The sequence below is a fragment of the Ruegeria meonggei genome, from assembly GCF_900172215.1.
Classification (GTDB): Bacteria; Pseudomonadota; Alphaproteobacteria; order Rhodobacterales; family Rhodobacteraceae; genus Ruegeria; species Ruegeria meonggei.
In genome coordinates this window covers 137,422-160,848 of record NZ_FWFP01000011.1, presented here as the reverse complement: position 1 = coordinate 160,848, position 23,427 = coordinate 137,422, and the positions used below count along the sequence as shown (strand labels likewise).

Genomic DNA, 23,427 nt, shown 5'->3' with positions numbered 1-23,427 from the left:
AGCCGAGAGGCAGGTTGCCACCCATCCAAAGCCCCTTTTTCTTAGACGCTGCAATCTTGTCACGAATACGTTCGGCGGTGACTTCCCGTTCAAACTGAGCAAAGGACAGCAGTACATTCAGGGTCAAGCGCCGTGACCGCAAAGCTGCGTTGAAATTCCTCAGAAAATCAATGAAACGCTACGGTCAACCTGAATCCATCGTGACAGACAAACTGCGGTCTTATGGCGCGGCGATGAGAGTTGTCGGGAACGGTAGTCGGCAAGAGACCGGCCGCTGGCTGAACAATCGGGCCGAGAATTCCCATCTGCCATTTCGACGACGAGAACGTGCGATGCTCCGCTTCAGGCAAATGCGATGTTTGCAGAAGTTCGCCGCAGTTCATTCTTCCGTCCACAACCATTTCAATCAGGAACGCGCCCTCTACAGCAGAGACAATTTCAAGTTCAACCGCGCCGCTGCTCTCTCCGAGTGGCGCCAACTTTGTTCAGCATAAGTTCCGGCATTTAGGGGTAAACAGAGACTGGTTCGAATTGGTCTGACAGCACCATTTCGCGTGGTGTTTTGGTGCGGCAAAACAAATCGACAGTGATGGCTGCGCACTTATTGTCTACGCATCGGCAACAACATTAACAGAACGTGAATAGTGTATTCTTTCAGTGTTCAACCTCTGTCAGGCATACTCCCTCACTCGGGCCAAACGCGAAACCATCCGTTGGTCCTTTGTAAGGGGAAAAGCTGATGAAGTCTGCCACTGAAGTTGCTTCTGTGAATCAAGTCCTCCAAAGCATGAGATCTACTGGTTCCACCGTAAGAATAGAGCTCTCAAACACCGCGAAGTCGAACACTGGTCGATTCCCTCCTATCGAAAGTGCTTTGATGGACATTATTAGCAATAAGCGACTTGATGGGGCGAAGAAGACCGCCTGACCGCCTGATCTCCTGTCACGACATCTGCAGTTTTACCGGGACACGTCCTACCCGGAAAAACTTAAATGCAGAGGCCCGCTCCTGCCGGAGCGGGTTTTTTTTGATGGGTGCAGAAGGAATTGGCGCGTTGAACTCTACAAACTGCTAAACAGTGGGCGGCCAGCAGGAAATATTTTGCCTGAAGCCGTCGTGCTGGACACAACCTTCTAAGTGTCGCTCGTGGAGAAGAAATGGGAAAAAGAAGTCGCCAGAAGCGGCACTAGCTGCCTCTACGACTTCGTCACCCGTTTTCTGAGTAGCGATTAACCGTTATTTGCAAGCTCTTCTTCCGATTCCTCGTCAGAGGTCTCGTCTTCTGCTACTGGATCGGTGCTAACGTCATCATCATAATCATCGTATCCCTCATCCGGAACACCAAGCGTGCTTTTGACCGCTTCGTCATCAGGGTTGGAGGCCCGCACGGCGTCAAGGACGCGATCTTGCTGTTGCATTGCGACGGTGTCGTCGTCAGAAAAGTCACCCTTGTAATGGCCCAGGAGGCTGTCCTCTGCTTCATGCACTGCCTCTGCAGCAGCCTGTTGATCGTCAGTTGGGCGATCAATCGGGTTCCCGGCGTCATCGGTGGTTACGTCGTGTGCCTCTTTAACATTCTGTGCGTCATCCAAGACATCAGGATCAGTTGTTCCTGGATTCGCTGCTTCGTCAGCCAGAACATCCTTGGCCTCTTGCAGGGACATGGGGGCTTCGTCCAAATACCCAAATGCCGCTGAGATTTCTTTTACATCCTCAGGGCTGTATGGATTGTCTTCCCCCATGGCGTGATTGAATTTGGCGTCCGCTACAGCGAGACCGGCGGCAAGACTGACCGGCCCGGTACCCTTCGTAAACTGACCATTGGCAATATGCGCGAGCTTTGCATTGACGCTGGAGTTGATAGCACCGTTCAGCTTGCCAAGGTTGCGCGGATTAAGCGTACCATCCTCAAGATACTTTGCTTTACGACTTGCGGGTCTAAGAGATTTCTTAACTGTTGTTTTTTTTGTTTGCGCTTTGGTGTTGAGCGTCTTGTTGCCTTTAAACAAGCTCCTGATGCCACCTTGTCTCTTCTTGTTGCTGGCTTTGCCTTTGCTCCCGGTCATCAGGCCCTTCAGAGAGAATTTTCCGCCCTTCGAAGATTTCGACTTGGAAGCCCCTGATCCTGAAGTGTTTCGGCGTGACTTTCCAGCAGCCTTACTTGTGTCACCCTTAGACGCGGCAGATCCGCCACCCTTGTTGTGACCTTTTCCATGGCCGCCACCATCGCCTTGGCTGTTCCCGCCGCCATTTCCACCACCGTTGCCGTTGCCGTTGCCGTTTCCGCCACCGTTGCCGTTTCCGCCACCGTTGCCGTTTCCACTACCGTTGCCACCACCGTTTCCTTTACCACCGCCGTTTCCATTGCCTTCCTTTGCGAAGGCAACATCCGGCGGTACGATCGCTCCAACAATCGCTGTGGACCCCAGTAAGGAAATTGCCATAGAGGAAACCTTCATTAGGCCGATTAATTTGGTTTTCATGACAATCCTCGTTTGTTGAATGCATATCTCATCTAAAAGCGCGTAACATACGTTCCGAAAACGCTGGGGTTTGTGTCGGAATCAGGGACCAACGCCCAGATTAAAACCCATTATCGTTGAACCCGCGACTAACTGGCCGTTCACCGCCAGTTCACCTTGAAACCAGTAGATTTTTGGGGTGCATGCGCGATAATGAGTATTGAAGATGAAGAAGCTTCTGATCATCGCTTGTCTGTTCGCCTTTCTCCAGGCTGGAGAGGGGCATACTGCTGCGCGTGAATTGAAACAGTCTGAATTGCGCAAAGCGACAACATCCGGCAGCGCCATTCGGCTGAAAAGAGTCATCAAAGGTGTGGAAAGGGTCTTTGGCGGAACCCCGGTGGACGCCCGCGCCTTTCAGGCTGACAAAGTTTACTACCGCATTCTGGTCAAAAAACCCGACGGAAAAATTATCAGCGTCATCGTCAATGCTCAAACGGGCGTTGTAGTGCCCAATCGTTCTATTGTTGGACGCCAGATCTCCGACGCGGCTCGATCCGGAACAGGTAACTCTGCCAACGCTAATTCCCAGGCGAAATCCAACAACAGCCAGGCGAACAGCGGAAATGGGAATGGCAACTCCGGTGGGAACGGCAATGGCAACTCCGGTGGGAACGGGAATGGAAACTCCGGTGGGAACGGGAACGGAAACTCGGGTGGGAACGGGAACGGGAACTCCGGTGGGAACGGGAACGGAAACTCCGGTGGGAACGGGAACTCCGGTGGAAACGGGAACGGAAACTCCGGCGGGAATGGGAACTCCGGTGGAAACGGGAACGGGAACTCTGGCGGGAACGGTGGTGGTAAAAAATAGTGTTTAAACTATTGATCACACACCTGTAGATTCGAGAAATGAGAATTTTACTCGCTGAAGACGAACCGCACCTTTGCGATCAAGTCAAAAAACTGCTGAACGCAGAGGGTCGAGTGGTCGACATTGCCAATAATGGCGTTGATGCCCTGCATTTGGGATCAACCGAACCGTATGACATGATCATTCTCGACATCGGCTTGCCGCAGCGTGATGGCATCTCTGTTTTGCGTGAATGGCGGGGAGCCGGCATCAAGACACCGGTCTTGATACTAACGGCCCGCGATGGCTGGAGCGAACGAGTCGATGGTTTGGATGCAGGTGCAGATGACTACATGACCAAACCGTTCCATTTACCGGAACTGGCGGCGCGGGTCCGCGCCATTCTGCGTCGTCAAAGCGGCCAGTTGAACCCTGTGATCGAGATGGGGAATGTCATTCTCGATACACGCTATGGTCGGGTGACCGCCGACGGGGTTCCGGTTGACTTGACCGCACAGGAAATCGCGGTGCTTACCTACCTGGCTCATAACGCAGGTCGTATGGTCCCAAGAACTGAGCTTTCGGAGCATATCTACGAATATGATGGTGATCGGGACTCAAACACCATTGCTGTTTTCATCAATCGCCTACGTAAGAAGTTGGGACCAGACTTAATCACAACGGTTCGGGGTCGTGGGTATATGGTCGATTCTGGCTGATGTTGTCACTGCGTCAACGGGCTTTGTTTGGGGGGGTCGCATCCGGGGCTTTATCCGTTGGTGTGGGCACGCTGGCTGTTTTCTCTTACATCGATTCTCGCGTTTCAAGTCAGTTCGACGCCGCGCTTCGTGACCGGCACACGCAACTTGTCGTCGGGCTGAGTGTGACAACTCAGAACCCCGATGCTTTGCGCGATATCATGTTCGATCCGGCCTATAGCACGCCATATTCAGGCCGATACTGGCAAATCTCAAACGCGGATGGAGATATTTTCACGTCCGCTTCGCTGTTTGACGAAACCATTGCGGAACCGTCCGGTTCTCCTGAAAACGCCACACTTTGGAACACTTCTGGGCCTGAAGGCGAAGTGCTTCGTAGCGCCTATCAAACAATTTCATACGAGGATGGAACCATTTGGGGCATCAGCGTTGCCGAAAGCCAGTCCCAACTGCTCAATGAACGTAGGGCAGCTCAGCGCAGTTTGCTTCCCGTATTTGGGCTTGTCGGCCTTATTGGTGTTGCGGGTTCTTTGCTGCTTATGACGTTTATTCTGGGGCCACTGCAAAAACTGCGAACGGATGTGTCTCACCGATGGGACTTTGATGACGACCTCGACCCGGCGGATTATCCCGAAGAGGTGGCCCCTCTGGTCGAGGACCTCAACCAGCTCTTACGTCGCAATCGGGACATCGTTTCCGGCTCTCGCAGGCACGCTGCCGATCTCGCTCATGCTCTGAAAACACCAGCGGCCATTCTGCGAAACGAACTGCAAGGCATGACCGAGAGCGATATCAGCACTGGAATCGCTCAGGAGGCTTTGGATCGGATTGATGCTCAACTCGGTCGGTCGCTTGCGCGGCTGCGGGCGATGAACACAGCAGAGCTGACGCATTCTCGCACAGATGTTTCAAATTCGGTCAACCGACTAATACGGCTTTTCTCAACAATGGCTGAGAGAGATGGGAAAACCCTTGAAATCAATAATGATCCTGAACTCTGGGTCCGCATGGACACTCAGGATATTGAAGAGGTTCTTGGAAATTTGTTAGACAACGCAGTCAAATGGTGTCGAAGCACCGTAAGACTGACAGCACAGCGCCGGGCAGGATGTATCGAAGTTTGCATCGAAGATGACGGCCCCGGAATTCCAGAAGATGCACGGCCCGAAGCGCTGCGATCCGGGGGGCGTCTTGATACCTCGTTCAAAGGCAGCGGGCTAGGATTGGCAATTGCAGTTGATTTGCTGAACGCTTACGGTGCCCGGCTCGAATTGGGGAAATCGGACTCCCTGGGTGGATTGAATAGTCGGGTGGTGATCCCGACCAACATAAAACCGACGCCCGCGCAAGTGTGTTAATAGGATACCCTTCGTCCTTGGTCTTTGAAAAAAGCCCTGCCTGAGGTGGCCTTCGCAATCTTTACCCATGACCAATTGAAACCCTTTCAAGGGTAAACAGATTGGCGAAGCCTGCTGTGGTTCAAGAATGAACAGGCTGCACCCGCAATGGCACTGTCAGAAGAAACTTATTGAGGCGGGCAGGGCGAGCACTTAGCGTCGCAGGATGACAAAACGCAGCCCTTTTCGCTACTTCAAGACGCGACCCGAGATCATTCGTCTGGCCGTCATGATGTATGTTCGGTTTCCGCTTTCGCTTCGCAATGTTGAAGATCTTTTGCACGAGCGCGGCATCGAGATCAGCCACGAAACTGTGCGTTATTGGTGGAACAGATTTGGCCTGATATTCGCGGCAGAGATCCGCAGAAACAGGGTCAATCGGATGCGATCTTATTCGAACTGGCAGTGGCATCTGGACGAGGTCTTCGTGAAGATCAATGGCGAGACGCACTACCTATGGCGGGCTGTGGATCACGAAGGCGAGGTGCTGGAAAGTTATGTGACCAAGCGCCGTGACCGCAAAGCTGCGTTGAAATTCCTCAGAAAATCAATGAAACGCTACGGTCAACCTGAATCCATCGTGACAGACAAACTGCGGTCTTATGGCGCGGCGATGAGAGTTGTCGGGAACGGTAGTCGGCAAGAGACCGGCCGCTGGCTGAACAATCGGGCCGAGAATTCCCATCTGCCATTTCGACGACGAGAACGTGCGATGCTCCGCTTCAGGCAAATGCGATGTTTGCAGAAGTTCGCCGCAGTTCATTCTTCCGTCCACAACCATTTCAATCAGGAACGCGCCCTCTACAGCAGAGACAATTTCAAGTTCAACCGCGCCGCTGCTCTCTCCGAGTGGCGCCAACTTTGTTCAGCATAAGTTCCGGCATTTAGGGGTAAACAGAGACTGGTTCGAATTGGTCTGACAGCACCATTCGCTGCGATGATTATGAAGGACCGGTATTGGATGGTGTGGGTATTCTGGATACGATGCGCTCCACTTCATGAGGGATTGCATGCGCTATCTTCTGTTGCAAATCATTTTGCTTGTTGCTTTTGCGGGCACGCTTCATGCGGATAAACGCGACTATATCGAGCTTGCGCAGCAAGGATGGGGGTATGAACTGCGCTCAACGATGTTGGGGCGCGACATGGCGATCCCCGTTCACATAAACGGGCGCGATCTGGTGGGTGCAGCCCTATGCCTTGTAGGCGAAAGGCCGCATCCACAGACTTTGGCAGTTTTGAATACATTTCGAGAATTGCTGAAACACAGCTTTGGTCACCCGACCCCGATGCGTTACGCTGGGCTTTCAGCGCGGGACTGCGGAACCGGCCGAACTGTGATATTGCGGCTATATTCTGGATACCCTCCCAATCGCGATCTTTCAGCTGATATTGACTGGCTTAGTGAAGTACATCAGCTTGGGTTGCCTCAGGGGCGCGCCTATTTGGTGACGTCTCCGGCGATGGCGCAGACTTTTTTTGGTCGTCGGGGGCAGGGGACCCATATCGTAGTCAAGCAACCGGCGCATGATCGCCCGGGCAAGCTTGAGAAGGACTTTCACAAATCGATCCTGCTGGAAGAGTTGTTTCAGTCTTTCACATTTGGCATGGACATCTTGTTATATGATAAGTCCACTGGGTTCTTGTCCAAGCTGCAGGAAACGCCTGTGAACTTGCAGCGACTGCCGTGGAGTTCGCATGAATTTATGCGCGCTCTGTTGAATTCGAACCCGAGCGGTCTGTGTGCGTTTGACATCTTCATGATGCACGCCGTCGCGCAATCTCCTGCGGATCAAACCATTGACCCAGGCTTTATCGACTACATTGATCGGCAATACGATCACCTTTGGGCTCAGGCGGATGAGACTCTGGCTGATCCACAATTTGCAGCCTTGTTTGACGAAGGCTGCTCAACATCCGTCCTCGTGCCCAGGTAATACCATCTGCTGTGTTTTGCTGAACGGGCGACTCCGGGTAGCCTGAGCGCAGGTATTGTGCCCTCGGGGTCTATGGGAGGACATATGGACACAAGGTCAGAAAACCCGCCGCGCGCGATTGCGCGATTGTCGGGGTATTTGTCGCAGGGGCTTATTGGTCACGAGCATCTGGTGGAGTCCTTGCTGATCGCGTTGCTGGAAGGCGGTCACCTTCTTGTGGAAGGACCGCCCGGGCTGGCAAAAACGCGCGCGGTCAAAAGGCTGTCGAACGCTGTCGAGGGCAGCTTTGCCCGTATCCAGTGCACACCGGACCTGATGCCTTCTGACGTGACAGGAACGCCTGTGTACCAGCCCCAGGAGGGGCGATTTGAATTTGTACCGGGGCCTGTGTTTCACACTTTGGTGCTTGTTGACGAGATCAACCGAGCTCCACCAAAGGTGCAGTCCGCACTGTTGGAATCCATGGCAGAGCATCAGGTTACGGTTGGCAACGAAACACACGCTCTGCCGGACCCGTTTCTGGTCATCGCCACACAAAACCCGATCGAACATGACGGGACATTTCCCTTGCCCGAGGCACAGCTGGACAGATTTCTATTACATTTGGTCCTGACCTTGCCGGATCTGGAAACGGAACGTCAGATTCTCGACTTGGTCATTGCTGAAACGCAGGATGGTCCGCCAGATGTTCAAAAGATGACGCTCGCGGAATTGATGATTGCGCGCGCTGAAGCACAGGCGGTGCATGTGGCGCCGGAATTGCGAGACTATATCGTGCGTCTCGTGACCGCGACCCGCGAAGGCCCGTTTGCCGAACATGTGCAACATGCAGTCTCACCTCGGGGGTCACTGGCTCTGGCTTCGGCGGCGCGCGCGCGCGCCTATCTGCGAGGCCGAGATTTCGCGTTGCCCGAGGATGTGGCCGCCGTTGCACCGGATGCGCTGGCGCACCGGATGGTACTGGCCTGGAGGGCGGTAGCGGATGGGAAAAAGCCGCGCGAGCTGGTGGCCGACATACTAAATACGGTCGAACCGCTGTGAGGGGTGCGCTGGCACATGCAGGCGTAAGTCTTACAACAGATGCCCTGATTGCATTGCGGCACCTTGCGTTAGCCGACCACGAAAATCCCCTAGTGGCTGCCTTGCCCGGCGGTTTTTTGACCCGTAAGCGCGGGCAGGGCGTCGAAGTTGCAGATGTTCGCGAATACGTGGCGGGGGATGACATTCGACATCTGGATCGCGGCACCACCGCCCGAACAGGGCGTCTGCATATCCGACAGTTTCAGGAGGAACGAGATCGGGTCACCCTGTTGGTTGCCGATTTCCGCGCGCCGATGTTCTGGGGCCTGCAGCGGGCGTTTCTCTCTGTTGCTGCCGCCGAGGCTCTGGCCTTGATCGGATGGCATATGGTTGAAAGCGGTGGGCGCGTCGGCTTGCTGACGATATCAACCGATACATCTGTGATTGTCCCGCCACGAGGCAAGACACGCGGGATGCTGGATGTGATCGGCGGTCTGGTTCAGGCTCATTCGCGCAGTCTGAACGCCTTGCAGAACGGCAAGGATGAGAGGTGGACGCTGGAACAGTCGCTAACCGGTGTTGAAAGGCTGACGCCCACCGGCTCCGAGATCATCATCGCGTCTGGTTTTGATCATCAGGGTGATGGGTTTTCTGATCTGCTGGATCGGCTTGATCATCGCCGAAACCCACGTCTGGTCCTTTTAACTGAAAGCAAAACACATGAGATGCCAAGCGGCTGGTATCCGATTCGCCTGCCGGACGGGCAGCAAAGGCGCGTTTATCTGGGTAAGACTGCGCCTGATGATGTGCTGATTTATCAGAAGGTTGCGGCACATATGGCGCTTGTTGTGAACGCGAGCGACCCGGTTGAGGAAACATCCCGCCGCATTTCGTCAGCCTTTGCGGCAAGATACGAGCCATGAGTGAGAAGGCACTCAATGAGGCCACAATGCTGGCCAGTCTGCGGGACATCCACTTACCCGCCGAGGCTGCGGGCGGGGTGTTTGCCGAATACGCAGCTGTCTTCGGGTTCGCAGCGTTGGCGTCAGTAGGGTGCGTTGCCATCCTGCGGTTTCTGAGTATCAAGGCCACCGCAAACAAACAGTTGGAAACGCCCGATCAATTTACAGAACAACTCGGTTGGTCTGCGGATCGGCGCAAGGTGGCGCTTTTGCACAGGCTACGCGCTCAGAACCCGAGGCGTTATGCTGAACTGAGGGGTGAGCTTTACCAACCCGGCGGAGGACCCGATCTGGAGACTCTGCAGGATGAGGTTGCGGGCGGTGTTTGAGCTTGCTGATCCCTGGGCTTTGCTTCTGTTGCCGTTGCCTCTGGTGATTGTTCGTCTGATCAAACCACGGCCAGTTTTTGAACGTGGGTTCCCGGTTCCGGATCGCATTGGCGGGATGCTGTTGGCGGCAAGTCCTCAGGTTAACGCCGTGAACCGGCGCTTGGCAGATCGCCTCACCTTGTGGACCATTTGGGCGCTGATTGTCTTTGCCTTGTCCGGTCCGCGCGAGCTGCAACCTATCAGCGCTTTGAAAGTTTCTGGGCGGGATCTTGCGATTGTATTGGATCTTTCGGGTTCGATGGTGCGGGATGATTTTCATCTCGATGGGCGCAAGATCACCCGGCTGAAGGCAGTAACAAGCGTTGGGTCCGAGTTCGCCCGACGCCGCGCTGGCGACCGGGTGGCTTTGATTGTGTTTGGTTCTGAAGCCTATTTCGCGACGCCATTCACATTCGATACCGAGGCTGTTGCACGACGGATTGAAGAGGCCACGATAGGTATATCGGGTCGAGCGACCAACATATCCGATGGCCTGGGCCTTGCGTTGAAGCGGCTTTCTGACAGTCAGGCAGCGTCGCGCGTTGTGATCTTGTTGTCGGATGGGGTGAACAACGCGGGGGCCACGAACCCTCGGGGCGTGGCAGAACTGGCCGCTGAAATGGGCGTGCGGGTTCACACAATTGCGCTTGGCCCCAAAGACCTGCAAAGCGCTGAGGTCGGTGAACGCGGAGTTGTTGATGCCGCCACTTTGCGCGCCATTGCTGAAGTATCGGGTGGTGAGGCTTTTCGCGTCAAAACTACCGATGATCTGATCGACGTGACGCAAGCGCTGGATCGGTTGGAAGCGACCGACAGCTCTGGCCTTACGGCCGAGATCCACAAATCCTATTGGATATGGCCTGCGGCGGTGGCAGCGACACTTGCCCTGATCGCGGCATGGAGGCAGGCGGAATGAGTGAATTGGACGTCACTTTGCTCAGGCCGTTTTGGGGGCTTTCCCTGTTCTTCCTATGCGCGGTCGGCTGGTGGGTAATTTCCCGCACTGGTGGGTTTGGTGCCTGGGACAGAGTTACCGATCCTCAGCTTATGAAAGCAATGGCGGCGATCGGCAGGATCGAAGGTGGTTCGTTCCCGCTTACGCCAGCCGCTTTACTGCTGACCAGCGGAATCGTTGCCATTGCGCTTACGGGCCCGGCCATCGAACGGCGCGACGCGCAAACCTATCGTAATCTGGATGGCGTGCTGTTCCTTGTGGATGTGTCAGACAGCGTGGTGGATGACAGCCGCTGGCCACAAATGCTGAGCATGGGGCGTTTTGGCATCAGCGCGCTTGGATCCCGGCCCGGCAGTATCATTGTATTTGCAGGTGATGCCTATGTGGCCACGGACATGACGACGGATCACCGCCAATTGGGGCAAACATTCTCTCTCATCAACGGAGAGACTGTTCCTGACAAAGGATCGCGCCCTGAACGAGCACTGGCACTGGCGTTTCAGCGGATGGAGGAGACAGGGATTTTGGCCGGGGACGTGGTGATATTCACGGACGGCGACGGATTGAGCTCACTCTCGCTGCAACAGGTCGCGTCTCTTGCGTCGCGCGGTGCGCGCGTGTCTTTGGTGTCGCTACTGTCTCCGACGGCGCGAACGCAAATGCATGCCGGTGTCGGCGGCGGTGCCGTGTTTACGTTGGACCAGACGGATGATCTGGCCCTTTGGTTGGCCGATGATGCCGCAACTCGGTTGGAACGCGCAGACTATCCGGTGTTGTTCTGGCACGATCTGGGGCGGTATCTGTTGATATTCGCATTGCTCCCGCTCTTGTTGTTGTTTTGGAGGGAACGCGCATGAGATGGCTTGCAATCGCTGGCGCTGCTTGTATTGCTCTCGCTTTTGCGTTGGGCGGTGCTACCCCCTTTGGGCGCGCTGCCTTGGCGATTGGCCTGTACCCTTTGGCGGCAAACCTGTTTTCGGATCCGAGCTGGCACGGTATTGCCCTGTACCGTTCCGGGGACTTCGATGAAGCCGCCGAAGCGTTCAAAAGCGCCGGTGACCAGTACAATCTCGGCAATGCCGAGGCCCGGAACGGTAAAATGGCCGCCGCACTGGAGGCTTATGATCAGGCCATCGGCAAGGGTAACTCGGATGCTCAGGCAAATTTCGATGTGCTGGCCGCCTATTATGCGGGGCAGCAGATCGAGCCAGAGGCGTTGGGCCTTTTCCCGGAACGCAAGTCAGGTCCTAAAGCCGAAAGCTTTGTGGCCCGTGGCAATGCGCGCGCGGCGGGAACGGGCAGTGAGGTCACGAATTCGAACACGATGCTGGGACTGGCGGAATTGGACAGCCGCGGGCGATTGGGCGTGCGGCGCATCTTTGATGACAAGTTCATGGTAGCTGACCAGCGATGGCTCCATCAGCTTTCCGATGTTCCGGGTGAGTTTATGGCGGCCCGTATCGCGCAGGAACACAAACGCAGGGTCAAGCTGGGTCTTTCCCCTCCTGAAGCTGAGAGTTCGGAATGAAGTGGTTGGTTTTACTTCTCATCGTTCTCCCTGTTCAGGTGCTGGCGCAATCAAAGACCGTGCTGCCATCTGAGGCGTCGATAGAGGTTACCATTGAAGACAACGGCTCTGTTCCTTTCACCCAGGAGATGGTGCTTTTGACGATCCGGGGTGTTTACCGCCGACACATCACTCGTGAGGAACTTGTCCAACCCGATTTTGAAGGGTTTAGCTGGGCACAGCTTGGGCCGGACAGTTGGTCGGAAGAACGGATCAATGGTCGGAAGTTCATAGTGTTTACCCGGCGCATGGCAATCTATCCGGTCGAGGCGGGCGAGCTTGCGATTGGTCCATTCGTTCACCGGTTGACGCTGACTGACGAAAATGACGACTGGTTTGAACATGAGATTCAATCGGAACCACTGTCCATTCAGGTCGCTGAAGCCCCGGCCACGAAGGATTGGTGGTTTCCGGTGCGCATGTTGCAAATCTCAGACCAGTGGTCGAATGCACCAGATCAACTTGCCCCGGGCGAGGGTGTCTTGCGTGTCATCCGGCTGGAGGCTTTGGGTGCAACCCCCGAGATGATCCCGCCGATGCCAGAGTTAACCTCACCTTCGGCTTTGATCTTCGCGCATCCTGAGAAACGTCTAGTCGAATTGACCCCGGAGGGGCCAGTAACCTATGCATTCTGGCGCTGGACCATTCGCCCGTCTAACGATACGTCTGGCCTTGTTGAACCCCTGCAATTCAGCTATTTCGACACCTTCGCGCGCGAAGCTCGCGAGGTCACGATTTCACCACAACGCATTGCGTACGGCACGTTCACCGGAGCGGTGCCCTCTGACGGCCCCGAGGAGGTAGCGCCACCTGTGACGTTGCTGAAATGGCCAGCTTTCGCATTCGCCGCTGTCGTTTTTCTGGCTGGTCTGGTTTTAGGCATGTCTGGGCATAAAGTGGCCGCTTCAAAGGCATTGCAGCGTTTAAGTGTTTTCGATCCCCTGGTTCGTGATTTGCGGGGTTGCGCCAAGGCCGGTCGCGCAAACGGGCTGCGACAAACTGCTGTTGCGATCTTACGTCGGGACGGACCCTCATCCGGGCGCCTTGAACAAATTCGAGACTTTGACAGGCAGGTGTTCGATCCCAAGGTAGCGGCACCTGATTTGAATGAATTTGTCAGGAAATTCCTCAAAAATTAGACCCTCCGAGTTATCAAGCTTCTGTTATTTATGGAATCTTTTGAACGTATCAAAATGAAACAGTTGAACTGATCAAGAAATGATGTACTTTTCCCATTGGAGGAGAGGCTATGCATACTGCGGGATGCCCTGAACCGTTGGACCAAGTGTCCAGCGTGCTTATTGTTGATGATCATCCGCTGTTTAGCGACGCACTGGCTGCGGCGTTGCAACTGAGTTTCGAGAATTGCCGGATTGAAAAAGCCAACACGCTCGCGCAATCATTTGAGATACTTGGCGAGGGCTTCAAACCTGACCTGATCATGTTTGACCTCAAGTTGCCGGACGTCACAGGTATCTCGGGTTTTCAACAGTTCCGACAGCGCTGTCCGAAGGTGCCGGTTCTGGTTATCTCGTCCCTTGCATCCGGAGAGCTTGTGCGATCTTTACTGGATCACGGTGCGATGGGGTTTCTTCCCAAAGATACGCCCGCGCAAACACTCAAGATCGCGATTCAGGAAATCGCTTCTGGCCGTAAGTATGTGCCTGTCGAATACAGACGGGTTGAAGAGACAAAGCCACTAGAGAGCATTGTCTATCAATCCAGCCCTGAACTTTCATCACTGACGCCGCAACAGGTCAAAATTCTCAAACTTATTTGTGTGGGCCAATCTAACAAACAGATCGCATACGAGCTGTCGTTGGCCGAGGCGACCGTCAAGGCGCATATCACCGCTTTACTGCGTCGACTAGGGGTGCGCAATCGAACCCAGGCCGCTGTTCTGGTCGACTCGGTTGTCGCCCGTCAGTCGCGACATGAGCCGGAGGTTAAGTCCTTTCTTCAGCACTAGGGGGCGTGCATGCGGGATTTGGAACCTAGACCGAACTTCATAGCTATTGGCCGTTCCGCTAGCTCGGACCCGGCAACCGCCGTTGAGGAAGCCTGCGCGGACATTGATTGCCTCTCATCTTGCTTCGTCCTAGCCTTTGTTCCCAGCAACCATGATCCCGCGGAAGTATCGCGCCGCCTAAACTGGAAGCTTGCGGGCGTTCCCGTTTTCGGCTGCACAACTGCGGGGCAGATAACGCGATCAGGTTATGAATCGGATGCGCTTTTGCTGTTGGCCTTTCCCAAGTCCAATTTTCGATGCTCCTCGATTCTGTACGAGGAACTCAGGCCGTTGGATTCAACGGAAATCGCAGCTACCGCACAACGTCAGGCCGAGAGATTTCGTCATACGGCAGGATGGAACAGGTTGGCTTTGGTATTCTCGGATGGATTGTCCAAGCAAGAAGATCTGCTGGTCTCAACCCTGGAAACCGTTCTTGACGGATTGTCGATCTTTGGCGGCTCTGCTGGAGATGGCTTGCAATATGAAGAAACGTTTGTTTTACATGGCGGCAGTGCCTACAGCAATGCCGCTATCCTTTTGTTGATTGAGACAAACCTCGGTTTTCAAGGTATCGGTTTTGACCATTTCCTGCCAATCGGGTCAGAGATCATTATCACCGATGCCAATCCGGAAGAGCGTGTGGTCTATGAGATCAATGGCGCTCCGGCGGCTCAGGAATACGCGCGGCTGGTCGGCTGCGCAGCCGAGGATCTTTCGCCGCTGGTTTTTGCAGAAAACCCGCTGCTTCTGCGGCAAAACTTGAATTACTACGTACGCGCCATTCGCGAACCGATGGACGGGGGCTCGCTGTCCTTTCTCGCGGCGATAGACGATGGCCTGATCATGACTTTGGGACGGGGGAAGGAAATCATCGAAACGCTCAAGTCTGGGCTCGATGTGCGCGACAATACCGGAACGGCACCGGATTTCATCCTTGGGTTCGACTGTATTTTGCGCAAGCTGGAAATCGAACAGAAACAGCTGAGCAATCAGGTCTCGGACGTTTTGCAATCCCACCGGGTTGTTGGTTTCAACACCTATGGAGAGCAGCAATCCGGTGTCCACATGAACCAGACCTTTGTGGGGGTCGCCTTCTTTGAGCCAGAGAAGCGGGACCTGAGTTGACCATGCTTAATCCAGACGATCCGCTCGAGATTCAGGTCTCGAAACAAGCCAAGATCATTGATGCGCTGATGCGGCGCGCCAATCGCCAAAAGGACGTCGGACCATCCGCCTTCCTGGCGTTTCAGTCTGCTATCGAGCTACAGCAGCAGGTGATGGAGCAGAGCCGCGATCTGGAACGGGCCACAACCGAACTTGAAAGCGCCAGATACGAACGCGAGCAAACCCGCAAAAGCCTCGTCAAAGCGCTGTCTTCCATGGAAGAAGGGTTTGCGCTGTTCACTGATGGTGAGTTGAACCTGTGTAACGAGCTGTTTCAGGCGATTTTCCCGGACATATCGGAAATTGTCGGTCCAGGCCTCAGCCTGGGACGGTTCTTTCTATTGGTGCAAAGTAGCCCCGAGTTCGTGTCGTCCGACCATGGCATCTCGAACATGTTGGACACGCTGGAGCGCAATTGCCACACGGGTATGGTGTCAAGTGACGTGATCGAACTGCGTGGCGACCGTTGGTATCAACTCAGTGCGCAATACACTTCGGCTCAGAACGTGGTTATTCTGCTCACCGACATCACTTCGGTTGTGCGTCGGAACCGCGACGAGAAAGAGACCCTTATCGACCGGCAGGAGGACTATCTTCAGGCTGTTTTCCAAAACATGAGCTCTGGCGTCTGCACGTTCTCGTCTGAGTCCCAGATCATGATGCACAATGCGCGATTTCGAGAAATTCTGAACCTGCCGCTCTCTTTTTTGCGGGGAAACGTACCTGTGAAAACGCTTTTGGATCTGATGCGGACACGTGAGCTGATCAAGGCCGAAGATGAACGCAGGATCGGTAGATGGCAGCACGAACTTAAAAGTCGGGGCTGGCTGCGCAAACGTGTACGTGACGGATCGGACCGAGTTCTGGACATACAAGTCAACCAACTGCCAGATGGTGGTTTTCTGGTCGAACTCAAAGACGTGACGCTGGAGGCCCGTGCGACTGAGACCCTGGAAAACCGAGTCATGGAACGCACGGCAGAATTGACTCATGCAAATGCCAAGCTGGTTCAGGAATACGACGAAAAAGCGCGGGTGGAAGAGGCGCTGCGGATCGCAAAGGAACGCGCTGAAGCTGCGGTATCCTCCAAGACACGGTTCCTTGCTGCCGCCAGTCACGACCTGCTTCAGCCGATCAATGCAGCAAAACTGATGATTTCAACTTTGCTGGAGATCACGCGCGAGAGCGAGTTTTATGAGATGATGGAGCGACTAGACGGTGCATTCGGTTCTGCCGAGCAGTTGTTGCATTCATTGCTGGATATCTCACGGCTCGAAACCGTTGACCCGGATATGGTCTCACCCACAGATGTCAGCCTCGCCTCGATAATTGCAGGGATACAAGGCGACCAGATGCTGGTCGCTGAGAACAAAAATGTGAAGCTTGATGTGGTTCTGTGCTCGGTAATCGTGAACTCCGATCCGGTCTATCTTTTGCGCTCGATCCAGAATTTGGTGGTGAATGCCATCCAATACACTGAGCCCGGTGGTCGGGTATTGGTGGGGTGTCGCAGACGTGGTGACAAAGTCATCCTGCAAGTCTGGGACACGGGTATTGGCATTGCACGCAAAGATCAGGAACGCGTGTTCGAAGAATTTACACGCGCTGAAAACGGGCTTCTTGGGTCCGGTATGGGACTGGGGTTGTCCGTCGTGGACCGCGCGTGCCGGCTTTTGGGCCACAAACTGGCGCTTCGGTCAAAACCCGGGATGGGATCTGTGTTCAGCATCGAAATGGACAGGGTCGAAACCGAGCAAAGTGTTGTTGAGCCATTGGATCTTCTGACGAACGCCGGAGATCTGCCGTTGGATTTCATCGTATTGGTAATCGAAAATGACCGTGATGTTCTGTTTGGCACAACGCAATGGCTGGAACAGAATGGCGCCAGTGTTCTGCCAGCCCTGTCACCGCAGGAGGCCATGCAGTTCATCACAGATATAGGAATGCCGCCCGATATCATTCTGGCGGATTACCAACTGGATGATGGTGAAACTGGTGTGAACGCAATCCGCCAAATCCGAGAGATGACGCAGACTCAGATTCCGGCGATTTTGATCACGGCGGATCGCAGCGAAGCTTTACGCAAAGAAGGATTGCGGTATGAGATTTCCGTTATGACAAAACCGGTCAAGCTGCCCCGGCTCCGGTCCTTGATCATCTGGAAGATTCAGCACGCTCTGGCCACTCAATCGCTCGACACCGACAAAAGTCGGCGGTGACATGGGGCGAATAGCCCATACTTTCATTCATGGGAGGACAAAATCATGAGACTGTTTCTTTGCGGACTGGTGGCTTCATTTTTGAGTCTTAGTCCGTTGGCCGCTGCCTCGATTGACGCAGAACAGGCTTATGATTTGCTGTTCCAGGATGGCGTTCTGGACAGTATCGCAAGGGACAAGGAGTTGCTATACCAGCGCACCGTCACAAACCAGCTTCGGGCCGATACAGCCGAGCGTGACACCGGCGATATCGCGCTCAGCTTCGCGGACGATGGAACCGAAATGGCGCATCTGGAGTTTCGCCAAAATGACAAACACCGCGCCATGGGAGTCTTTCCGGCCAGTGTCGGGAATCCGATGATCATGGTATTTTATGAAAGTGCCATCCGGGACATGGCTGAGTCCGCCGGAGGCAGCCCTTTCTACATCCGAAACCGCGTCAAAGACGCGCTGGTTCAACCTGCCGAGATTATCAAGGGTGAGGCGTTGCTCGATGGCAAAACCATTCCTGTACAGACCATCCTCATGCGGCCCTTCGCCGAGGATCCGAACCGGGACCGAATGCAAGGGTTCGGAGATCTTACCCTCAGCGTCACCGTGTCAGAGGAGGTTCCGGGATGGTATCTGCACCTGGTCGCTGAAGCTGCGCCCCAAGGCGAGGGCGCGGCAGTTTATCGATCGGAGATACAGTTTGAAGGCGTGCAGGAGGGTCGAGAATGAATGCCTCGGGCCGTAAATGGGGACGTAACCGGATGATCTATACCGTCTTAGTTGCGGCTTTCCTGGTTGTACCGATCACAGTGTCAGCACAAAGCGTCGCCGACCGGCTCAACGATTACCCGACCGCAGCGCGCGCGGATTACGTGTTCGCATGTATGGTGACCAATGGCCAGACCCGCGAGATGCTGGACCGGTGTTCGTGCTCGATTGATCTTATCGCTTCGATATTGCCCTATGAACGATACGAACAGGCGGAAACCGTACTGTCGATGCGCCGGGTCGGGGGGGAGAGAATGGCGTTTTTCAAAAGCGCGGTTCTGGCTGATAACATGGTTGCTGATCTGCGCCGCGCACAGGCCGAAGCTGAAATTGTCTGTTTCTGAGCTGAACGCGAAACCGTCCGTTAGCTGGCCGCAGCCTTGGGCAGGTCTTTCTCAAACGTATTGCCTTCGGTATCTGTGGCCTTGACCGTCAACATGGTCGTGCCGTTGTCGTTATAGGTAAACCGGAAAGCAGGGTTTTCCGAGATCGAGATGCCGCCGTCCATGGTGAACAACAGCTCTTCGCCCTGCCAAACTTCGATATGGTCGATGAAGTGCGCCGGAATGAACAGTTGCGTGACCTGATCGCGCTGCAGACCGGAATAGTTCGGGTGCCGGATCATGATCTGAGCTTCGCGGCGCGGTGTCGATACCTGTGCTTCTTGCCCAAAACTGCGCAGTTTCATCTTGCCCATCGACGCCAAAGCGACCTCTGGATCCTTGCTGGCCGGAGCAGAACAGCCGCCAGAGGCTTTGACAAACCGGCCCGTCATGTGAAGCCCATCAGGCGTTTCGGCAATCACCCGGATATTCGAGTATTGGTTCACGCGGACCCGCATTTCGAAATCCAATTCACCCATGGCTGGTGAAAAGGTGAAGACACCAGCGATTGGAGCCGGGTTTTCGTCGATCACGACAGTAGCGGCGGATATCTCCACATTGGGGTCGAGTTGCTTCAAAACGATAGGCACTGTCGCCGCATCATGTGCCCTATAGGGTGCGTCCAGAGAAAGCAATGTGTCCGCGTTCCCGATCTGGGCGTCTCCCACCACGTCATATTGCAGGTCCTGCCATGTCTCGCTGTCGGCAAGCGGGTTCTTGACTGGCTGTTCTGCCCATGCGGGCAAGGATATCGCAAATGAAAGGATCGCTGCGGGTGCAAGTGCTCTGGCCATGTTGTCTCCTCCGGCAACCGGTGCAGCAGAATATGCCATAAAACCCCAACAAAATATATGCCGACGAAAGGCGGTGTGGTTCCGGCAGCGATCTGTGCCAAGGTACTCAGCGGAGGTTTTCTATGTTCGAAGCTGTGATTTTAGTGTGCGCACAGACCGCGACCGAGCTCTGCAGAGAGCAGCTTTTGCCGGGCTACGAAGCTGAATATCGGGTCGATTGCGAACTGGAGCTAAGGGTCTCGCCTCCGCTGCTTACCGATGGGCACAGCGGAGAACCCTTTTGCCAACCTGTTGGTCAGAAACTGAACTTTGACGAAGTTGCGCCCGGCCTTTTTGTGCATCTCGGTTTGATAGAAGAGCCCCTAGCGGGCAATTTGGGGGACATATCGAATATCGGATTTGTCATCGGCCAAGACAGTGTTGCGGTGATCGACACGGGAACTGCACCTTGGATGGGAGAGGCCATCTGGCGCGCCGTTCGGACAGAAACAGACAAACCCGTCAGTCACGTAATTTTGACACACATGCATCCCGACCACACTCTTGGGACCGCACCGTTGACTCTTGCAGGGGCAAAGGTTGTTGGCCATGCGGGATTAGAAAGAGCGTTGTTGGACCGTTTGGGCAACTACGTCGAAAGCCTGAGCACAGCTCTTGGCCCCGAGGCCTATCTGGGTGTTGAGCCGATTACGGTAGAAATCGAGGTCGAAACCGAGGAGGAGATTGATCTGGGCGGGCGTAAACTGATCCTGCGGGCCTGGCCCAGAGCGCACACGGGGAATGACCTGACAGTGATGGATGTAAACTCCGGTGTGTTGTTCACGGGTGATCTAGTGTTTCATCGGCATATCCCGGCGTTGGATGGCGAGCTGATCGGTTGGCAGCGTGTTCTCAAAAAACTGACCGGGTTGGAGGTTACTCAAATTGTACCCGGCCATGGTGGTCCCCTCCTGGCCTGGCCGGAAGGTGCAGCGGATATGCTGCACTACCTGGATGTGCTGGAAACAGATACGCGCGCAGCAATCGACAGCGGTCAGCGTCTGGGAGATGCAGTCGAAACGATCGCGCAGGAGGAAGCGGAACATTGGGATTTGTTTGAAACCTACAATCCCCGCAATGCAACGGTCGCGTTTACCGAACTTGAATGGGAATAGCACATCAGCGAATGGCGCGATTCAGGTTCTTCGCGGCGTCCAGATTGGTCTGATCTGCACCTTTAATATCCGTTAACTGCGTTGCAGTTAGATCAGCATCCGTAAAATCAGCGCCGGACAATGTGGCCCCTGTCAGGTCTGCCCCACCCAATGTGGCCATCGACATGTCCGCACCGGTGAAATTTGCGTTGGGCAGTTTGGCAAATTCCAGATCGGCGCGGGACATTTGCGCATTGGTAAAATCCACATCCGACCCACGCGCCGAGGTCAGAACGCCGCGCATAAGCCCCATGGATTGGTTGCGCATGTCGGCGGAGAAATCTGCCCCTTTAAACACCGCTCGGGTCAGATTGGCTTTGGTAAAGTCCGCGGCGGTTCTGGCACTTGTGAAATCGGCGTCGCTAAGGTCGGCCTTGCTGAGCTGGGTCTGGAACAATTCGGCCCCAACAAGTGATGCGCCTGAAAGGTTCGCTCCGATCATCCAGGACTGGCTAAGAACTGCACCATCCAGTTTTGCCCCTGACAAATCGGTGCCGTTTAAAGATGCCGCTCGAAGGATCGCATTGCTGAAATCCAGTCCGGACAAGTCCAGATTGTTGAGCCAGACGCGGGTGAAATCGGCGGGGTTGTCGGTCATGGCGGCGTCCAACCGGGCGATAACGTCGGCGCGGGACATCTGCGCTTCGGTCATTTTAGGCAATGTCATGTCAACGCCACTGAGCGGTGACTGGCCAAGGGCGGATAGTGGCGCGAGAGCTAACAAGATGATCAGTAAGGTTCTCATGTATCCCTCCGTTTTTTGGCTGGCGCTCTAACCCTGATCCGACGTCAACTGCTGCAGCATTTGCGAGATCGCAAACAGACGGCGCTCAATTATTTGAGGAGTTTCGCAGAGATAGGTGATCGAGCGCTGACGGTCTGTATAGATCAACTGGTCCCAGTCCAGCTGCTCTTCAAGGGCATCAACGCGGTCATAATCCGGCGGGTCAGCAGACAAGGCTTGCTCCATTTCCACTCGGGCAAGATCAATTTTTTCGGCTATGTCGATCTGATTCAGTGAAAACTCTCCGATCCCGGTGATGATGCGCTTGCGTCGTTTCGACAAGGTTTCAAAGACACGCTGGAATACCAATCCTAATACATCCGGATCCCCGTTGTAGCGCGCTGCAAATTCCGCGACTTGGGGTTTCAGGTCTTCCAGTTCGATCCGTCTCAGGGCCAGCAGTCCGACGATTTCGTCAATGTCGGCGCTGTTTTGTGTGGATTCACTCTCACTGATCTGGTGCGGCCACATAAGACCCAGCGAAAGATCTTCGACTTTGCGTTGAATACACGGCCAGGTTGGATCGGAAAAATCGGCCGCAATGCTTGGACCAGCCGTGCCGAGCCAAGCCAGTGCCATAACAATCAGCTTGCCGTTCGACATCACAGTTCACCTCCACGCGGATATTATGCATGAAATCTGCGCGCTAAGTCCATTCAACCCAATACACACCATTGTCTTAATTGTTTGAACAAGGGGCTGACCCTCATACTCGACCCAAGTGGCCGGCCTGAATGATTCCGGTGCAAGTGAGGACAGACAGAAATGAGAACACGCGCGGCGGTTGCTGTGGCGGCAGGTCAACCTTTGGAAATCATGGAGGTTGAACTGGATGGCCCGAAAGCAGGCGAAGTCCTGATTGAGGTGAAGGCGACCGGTCTATGCCATACGGACGAGTTTACCCGTTCGGGCGATGACCCCGAAGGGATATTTCCTGCAATTCTGGGCCATGAAGGCGCTGGAGTTGTTCTGGAGGTCGGGGAAGGTGTCACCAGCCTTGAGGTTGGGGACCATGTGATCCCGCTTTACACCCCCGAATGCCGCGAATGCGAATATTGCCTGAACCCCAAGACGAACCTCTGTCAGAAAGTGCGCGCGACGCAGGGGGCGGGTCTGTTGCCGGATGGAACAACCCGGTTCAGCATGTTGGATGGCACGCCGATCCATCACTACATGGGCTGTTCGACCTTCGCCAATCACACGGTGGTGCCAGAAATCGCGCTGGCCAAAGTGCGCAAGGACGCGCCCTTCGACAAAATTTGTTACATCGGCTGTGGCGTCACCACTGGTATCGGGGCGGTAATCAACACCGCCAAGGTCGAGATCGGATCGCGCGGCGTTGTGTTCGGTCTCGGCGGTATCGGCCTTAATGTGATCCAGGGTCTGCGCATGGCTGGCGCGGATCAAATCGTCGGTGTCGATCTGAACGATGGCAAAGCCGAGATGGCAGCGCATTTCGGTATGACCGATTTCGTGAATCCCTCGAAAGTCAGCGGCGATATCGTTGCGCATCTGGTTGAACTGACCGGGGGCGGTGCGGACTACACCTTTGACGCAACGGGCAATGTTGGCGTAATGCGCACCGCTTTGGAATGCGCGCACAAAGGCTGGGGTGAAAGCATCATCATCGGTGTTGCACCGGCCGGAGCAGAGATTTCGACACGCCCCTTCCAACTGGTCACTGGAAGGTCGTGGCGTGGAACGGCGTTTGGCGGTTCCAAGGGGCGGACGGACGTTCCGAAAATCGTCGATTGGTACATGGACGGCAAGATCGAGATCGATCCCATGATCACGCACAAGCTTACACTAGATGAGATCAACCACGGCTTTGACCTGATGCATGAAGGTAAGTCGATCCGTGCAGTAGTGGAGTACTGAC

The 23,427-nt window shown here is 54.9% G+C and carries 23 protein-coding genes and 2 pseudogenes; 20 read left to right on the top strand and 5 right to left on the bottom strand.

Translation table 11 applies throughout. The annotated features are described in order from the left end of the window. Positions 1 to 133: pseudogene (locus RUM8411_RS17670) on the bottom strand (recombinase family protein); the annotation flags it as partial. Here RUM8411_RS17670 and RUM8411_RS17665 point away from each other — a divergent pair. Beyond that, positions 114 to 494: pseudogene (locus RUM8411_RS17665) on the top strand (DDE-type integrase/transposase/recombinase); the annotation flags it as partial. The pseudogenes RUM8411_RS17670 and RUM8411_RS17665 overlap by 20 nt on opposite strands. Before the next feature lie 736 nt (positions 495 to 1,230). On the opposite strand, the gene RUM8411_RS22880 reads toward RUM8411_RS17665, so the two are convergent. After that, complete coding sequence (locus tag RUM8411_RS22880; protein WP_200818604.1) at positions 1,231 to 2,484, bottom strand: hypothetical protein; 1,254 nt, start codon at positions 2,482 to 2,484, stop codon at positions 1,231 to 1,233. Positions 2,485 to 2,689: 205 nt separating this feature from the next. Here RUM8411_RS22880 and RUM8411_RS22875 point away from each other — a divergent pair, with 205 nt between their 5' ends. The 17 genes from RUM8411_RS22875 to RUM8411_RS17570 all read left to right on the top strand — a co-directional run bounded on the left by RUM8411_RS22875 (position 2,690) and on the right by RUM8411_RS17570 (position 18,738). Beyond that, on the top strand, positions 2,690 to 3,337 hold the full coding sequence (locus RUM8411_RS22875; protein ID WP_200818603.1) for a PepSY domain-containing protein: 648 nt from the start codon (positions 2,690 to 2,692) through the stop codon (positions 3,335 to 3,337). A gap of 38 nt (positions 3,338 to 3,375) precedes the next feature. Next, positions 3,376 to 4,035 carry a response regulator transcription factor gene (locus RUM8411_RS17645; protein WP_085824034.1) on the top strand — a complete coding sequence of 220 codons (660 nt, stop codon included), beginning with the start codon at positions 3,376 to 3,378 and terminating at the stop codon, positions 4,033 to 4,035. Beyond that, positions 4,035 to 5,393: an ATP-binding protein gene (locus RUM8411_RS17640; RefSeq protein ID WP_085824033.1), complete on the top strand. Its 1,359-nt coding sequence runs from the start codon at positions 4,035 to 4,037 to the stop codon at positions 5,391 to 5,393. Before RUM8411_RS17645 ends, RUM8411_RS17640 begins: the two co-directional genes overlap by 1 nt. 205 nt (positions 5,394 to 5,598) lie before the next feature. After that, the gene (locus tag RUM8411_RS17635) at positions 5,599 to 6,306 is read left to right on the top strand and encodes an IS6 family transposase (protein WP_085824032.1); all 708 of its coding nucleotides are present in this window, start codon (positions 5,599 to 5,601) and stop codon (positions 6,304 to 6,306) included. 136 nt (positions 6,307 to 6,442) lie between these two features. Further along, positions 6,443 to 7,369 carry a hypothetical protein gene (locus tag RUM8411_RS17630; protein ID WP_085824031.1) on the top strand — a complete coding sequence of 309 codons (927 nt, stop codon included), beginning with the start codon at positions 6,443 to 6,445 and terminating at the stop codon, positions 7,367 to 7,369. Between the two features lie 84 nt (positions 7,370 to 7,453). Next, on the top strand, positions 7,454 to 8,410 hold the full coding sequence (locus RUM8411_RS17625) for an AAA family ATPase (RefSeq protein ID WP_085824030.1): 957 nt from the start codon (positions 7,454 to 7,456) through the stop codon (positions 8,408 to 8,410). A gap of 116 nt (positions 8,411 to 8,526) precedes the next feature. After that, complete coding sequence (locus RUM8411_RS17620) at positions 8,527 to 9,312, top strand: DUF58 domain-containing protein (protein ID WP_234995282.1); 786 nt, start codon at positions 8,527 to 8,529, stop codon at positions 9,310 to 9,312. Next, the gene (locus tag RUM8411_RS17615; protein WP_085824028.1) at positions 9,309 to 9,680 is read left to right on the top strand and encodes a hypothetical protein; all 372 of its coding nucleotides are present in this window, start codon (positions 9,309 to 9,311) and stop codon (positions 9,678 to 9,680) included. The genes RUM8411_RS17620 and RUM8411_RS17615 overlap by 4 nt, the downstream gene beginning before the upstream one ends. Beyond that, positions 9,658 to 10,635, top strand: coding sequence for a VWA domain-containing protein (locus RUM8411_RS17610; protein WP_234995281.1), 978 nt, complete (start codon positions 9,658 to 9,660; stop codon positions 10,633 to 10,635). The genes RUM8411_RS17615 and RUM8411_RS17610 overlap by 23 nt, the downstream gene beginning before the upstream one ends. Then, entirely contained in the window at positions 10,632 to 11,531 is a 900-nt protein-coding gene (locus tag RUM8411_RS17605) for a VWA domain-containing protein (RefSeq protein WP_085824027.1), read from the top strand. The genes RUM8411_RS17610 and RUM8411_RS17605 overlap by 4 nt, the downstream gene beginning before the upstream one ends. Continuing rightward, positions 11,528 to 12,202, top strand: a complete 675-nt coding sequence (locus tag RUM8411_RS17600; RefSeq protein ID WP_085824026.1) for a hypothetical protein — start codon at positions 11,528 to 11,530, stop codon at positions 12,200 to 12,202. Before RUM8411_RS17605 ends, RUM8411_RS17600 begins: the two co-directional genes overlap by 4 nt. After that, positions 12,199 to 13,380 (top strand): BatD family protein, encoded by a 1,182-nt coding sequence (locus RUM8411_RS17595; RefSeq protein WP_085824025.1) that lies wholly within the window; start codon positions 12,199 to 12,201, stop codon positions 13,378 to 13,380. Before RUM8411_RS17600 ends, RUM8411_RS17595 begins: the two co-directional genes overlap by 4 nt. Before the next feature lie 110 nt (positions 13,381 to 13,490). Continuing rightward, entirely contained in the window at positions 13,491 to 14,210 is a 720-nt protein-coding gene (locus RUM8411_RS17590; protein WP_085824024.1) for a response regulator, read from the top strand. 9 nt (positions 14,211 to 14,219) lie between these two features. Continuing rightward, a complete protein-coding gene (locus RUM8411_RS17585) occupies positions 14,220 to 15,377 on the top strand; it encodes an FIST N-terminal domain-containing protein (RefSeq protein ID WP_085824023.1) in 1,158 nt (385 codons plus the stop codon). Positions 15,378 to 15,379: 2 nt separating this feature from the next. Beyond that, positions 15,380 to 17,635: a hybrid sensor histidine kinase/response regulator gene (locus tag RUM8411_RS17580; protein ID WP_200818602.1), complete on the top strand. Its 2,256-nt coding sequence runs from the start codon at positions 15,380 to 15,382 to the stop codon at positions 17,633 to 17,635. Positions 17,636 to 17,680: 45 nt separating this feature from the next. Next, complete coding sequence (locus RUM8411_RS17575; protein WP_085824022.1) at positions 17,681 to 18,355, top strand: hypothetical protein; 675 nt, start codon at positions 17,681 to 17,683, stop codon at positions 18,353 to 18,355. Between the two features lie 32 nt (positions 18,356 to 18,387). After that, on the top strand, positions 18,388 to 18,738 hold the full coding sequence (locus RUM8411_RS17570; protein ID WP_085824044.1) for a hypothetical protein: 351 nt from the start codon (positions 18,388 to 18,390) through the stop codon (positions 18,736 to 18,738). Between the two features lie 20 nt (positions 18,739 to 18,758). On the opposite strand, the gene RUM8411_RS17565 is transcribed toward RUM8411_RS17570, so the two are convergent. Next, positions 18,759 to 19,571: a quinoprotein dehydrogenase-associated SoxYZ-like carrier gene (locus RUM8411_RS17565; protein WP_085824021.1), complete on the bottom strand. Its 813-nt coding sequence runs from the start codon at positions 19,569 to 19,571 to the stop codon at positions 18,759 to 18,761. A gap of 122 nt (positions 19,572 to 19,693) precedes the next feature. Here RUM8411_RS17565 and RUM8411_RS17560 point away from each other — a divergent pair, with 122 nt between their 5' ends. Continuing rightward, positions 19,694 to 20,725 (top strand): quinoprotein relay system zinc metallohydrolase 2, encoded by a 1,032-nt coding sequence (locus tag RUM8411_RS17560; RefSeq protein ID WP_085824020.1) that lies wholly within the window; start codon positions 19,694 to 19,696, stop codon positions 20,723 to 20,725. Positions 20,726 to 20,729: 4 nt separating this feature from the next. On the opposite strand, the gene RUM8411_RS17555 is transcribed toward RUM8411_RS17560, so the two are convergent. Next, positions 20,730 to 21,509: a pentapeptide repeat-containing protein gene (locus RUM8411_RS17555; protein WP_085824019.1), complete on the bottom strand. Its 780-nt coding sequence runs from the start codon at positions 21,507 to 21,509 to the stop codon at positions 20,730 to 20,732. A gap of 27 nt (positions 21,510 to 21,536) precedes the next feature. Next, positions 21,537 to 22,151, bottom strand: coding sequence for a hypothetical protein (locus RUM8411_RS17550; protein WP_085824018.1), 615 nt, complete (start codon positions 22,149 to 22,151; stop codon positions 21,537 to 21,539). Positions 22,152 to 22,313: 162 nt separating this feature from the next. Between RUM8411_RS17550 and RUM8411_RS17545 the strand changes: the two genes are divergently transcribed. Continuing rightward, positions 22,314 to 23,426 carry an S-(hydroxymethyl)glutathione dehydrogenase/class III alcohol dehydrogenase gene (locus tag RUM8411_RS17545; RefSeq protein ID WP_085824017.1) on the top strand — a complete coding sequence of 371 codons (1,113 nt, stop codon included), beginning with the start codon at positions 22,314 to 22,316 and terminating at the stop codon, positions 23,424 to 23,426. The last annotated feature ends 1 nt before the right edge of the window (position 23,427 follow it).

Bases quoted from the DNA above. Each gene is read 5' to 3' on its own strand.
- RUM8411_RS17630 (WP_085824031.1), top strand. From the start codon at position 6,443: ATGCGCTATCTTCTGTTGCAAATCATTTTGCTTGTTGCTTTTGCGGGC.
- RUM8411_RS17585 (WP_085824023.1), top strand. From the start codon at position 14,220: ATGCGGGATTTGGAACCTAGACCGAACTTCATAGCTATTGGCCGTTCC.
- RUM8411_RS17565 (WP_085824021.1), bottom strand. From the start codon at position 19,571: ATGGCCAGAGCACTTGCACCCGCAGCGATCCTTTCATTTGCGATATCC.
- RUM8411_RS22880 (WP_200818604.1), bottom strand. From the start codon at position 2,484: ATGAAAACCAAATTAATCGGCCTAATGAAGGTTTCCTCTATGGCAATT.
- RUM8411_RS17575 (WP_085824022.1), top strand. From the start codon at position 17,681: ATGAGACTGTTTCTTTGCGGACTGGTGGCTTCATTTTTGAGTCTTAGT.
- RUM8411_RS17550 (WP_085824018.1), bottom strand. From the start codon at position 22,151: ATGTCGAACGGCAAGCTGATTGTTATGGCACTGGCTTGGCTCGGCACG.
- RUM8411_RS17625 (WP_085824030.1), top strand. From the start codon at position 7,454: ATGGACACAAGGTCAGAAAACCCGCCGCGCGCGATTGCGCGATTGTCG.
- RUM8411_RS17545 (WP_085824017.1), top strand. From the start codon at position 22,314: ATGAGAACACGCGCGGCGGTTGCTGTGGCGGCAGGTCAACCTTTGGAA.
- RUM8411_RS17615 (WP_085824028.1), top strand. From the start codon at position 9,309: ATGAGTGAGAAGGCACTCAATGAGGCCACAATGCTGGCCAGTCTGCGG.
- RUM8411_RS17580 (WP_200818602.1), top strand. From the start codon at position 15,380: ATGCTTAATCCAGACGATCCGCTCGAGATTCAGGTCTCGAAACAAGCC.
- RUM8411_RS17595 (WP_085824025.1), top strand. From the start codon at position 12,199: ATGAAGTGGTTGGTTTTACTTCTCATCGTTCTCCCTGTTCAGGTGCTG.
- RUM8411_RS22875 (WP_200818603.1), top strand. From the start codon at position 2,690: ATGAAGAAGCTTCTGATCATCGCTTGTCTGTTCGCCTTTCTCCAGGCT.
- RUM8411_RS17635 (WP_085824032.1), top strand. From the start codon at position 5,599: ATGACAAAACGCAGCCCTTTTCGCTACTTCAAGACGCGACCCGAGATC.
- RUM8411_RS17610 (WP_234995281.1), top strand. From the start codon at position 9,658: ATGAGGTTGCGGGCGGTGTTTGAGCTTGCTGATCCCTGGGCTTTGCTT.
- RUM8411_RS17605 (WP_085824027.1), top strand. From the start codon at position 10,632: ATGAGTGAATTGGACGTCACTTTGCTCAGGCCGTTTTGGGGGCTTTCC.
- RUM8411_RS17570 (WP_085824044.1), top strand. From the start codon at position 18,388: ATGATCTATACCGTCTTAGTTGCGGCTTTCCTGGTTGTACCGATCACA.
- RUM8411_RS17590 (WP_085824024.1), top strand. From the start codon at position 13,491: ATGCATACTGCGGGATGCCCTGAACCGTTGGACCAAGTGTCCAGCGTG.
- RUM8411_RS17555 (WP_085824019.1), bottom strand. From the start codon at position 21,509: ATGAGAACCTTACTGATCATCTTGTTAGCTCTCGCGCCACTATCCGCC.
- RUM8411_RS17640 (WP_085824033.1), top strand. From the start codon at position 4,035: ATGTTGTCACTGCGTCAACGGGCTTTGTTTGGGGGGGTCGCATCCGGG.
- RUM8411_RS17600 (WP_085824026.1), top strand. From the start codon at position 11,528: ATGAGATGGCTTGCAATCGCTGGCGCTGCTTGTATTGCTCTCGCTTTT.
- RUM8411_RS17645 (WP_085824034.1), top strand. From the start codon at position 3,376: ATGAGAATTTTACTCGCTGAAGACGAACCGCACCTTTGCGATCAAGTC.
- RUM8411_RS17560 (WP_085824020.1), top strand. From the start codon at position 19,694: ATGTTCGAAGCTGTGATTTTAGTGTGCGCACAGACCGCGACCGAGCTC.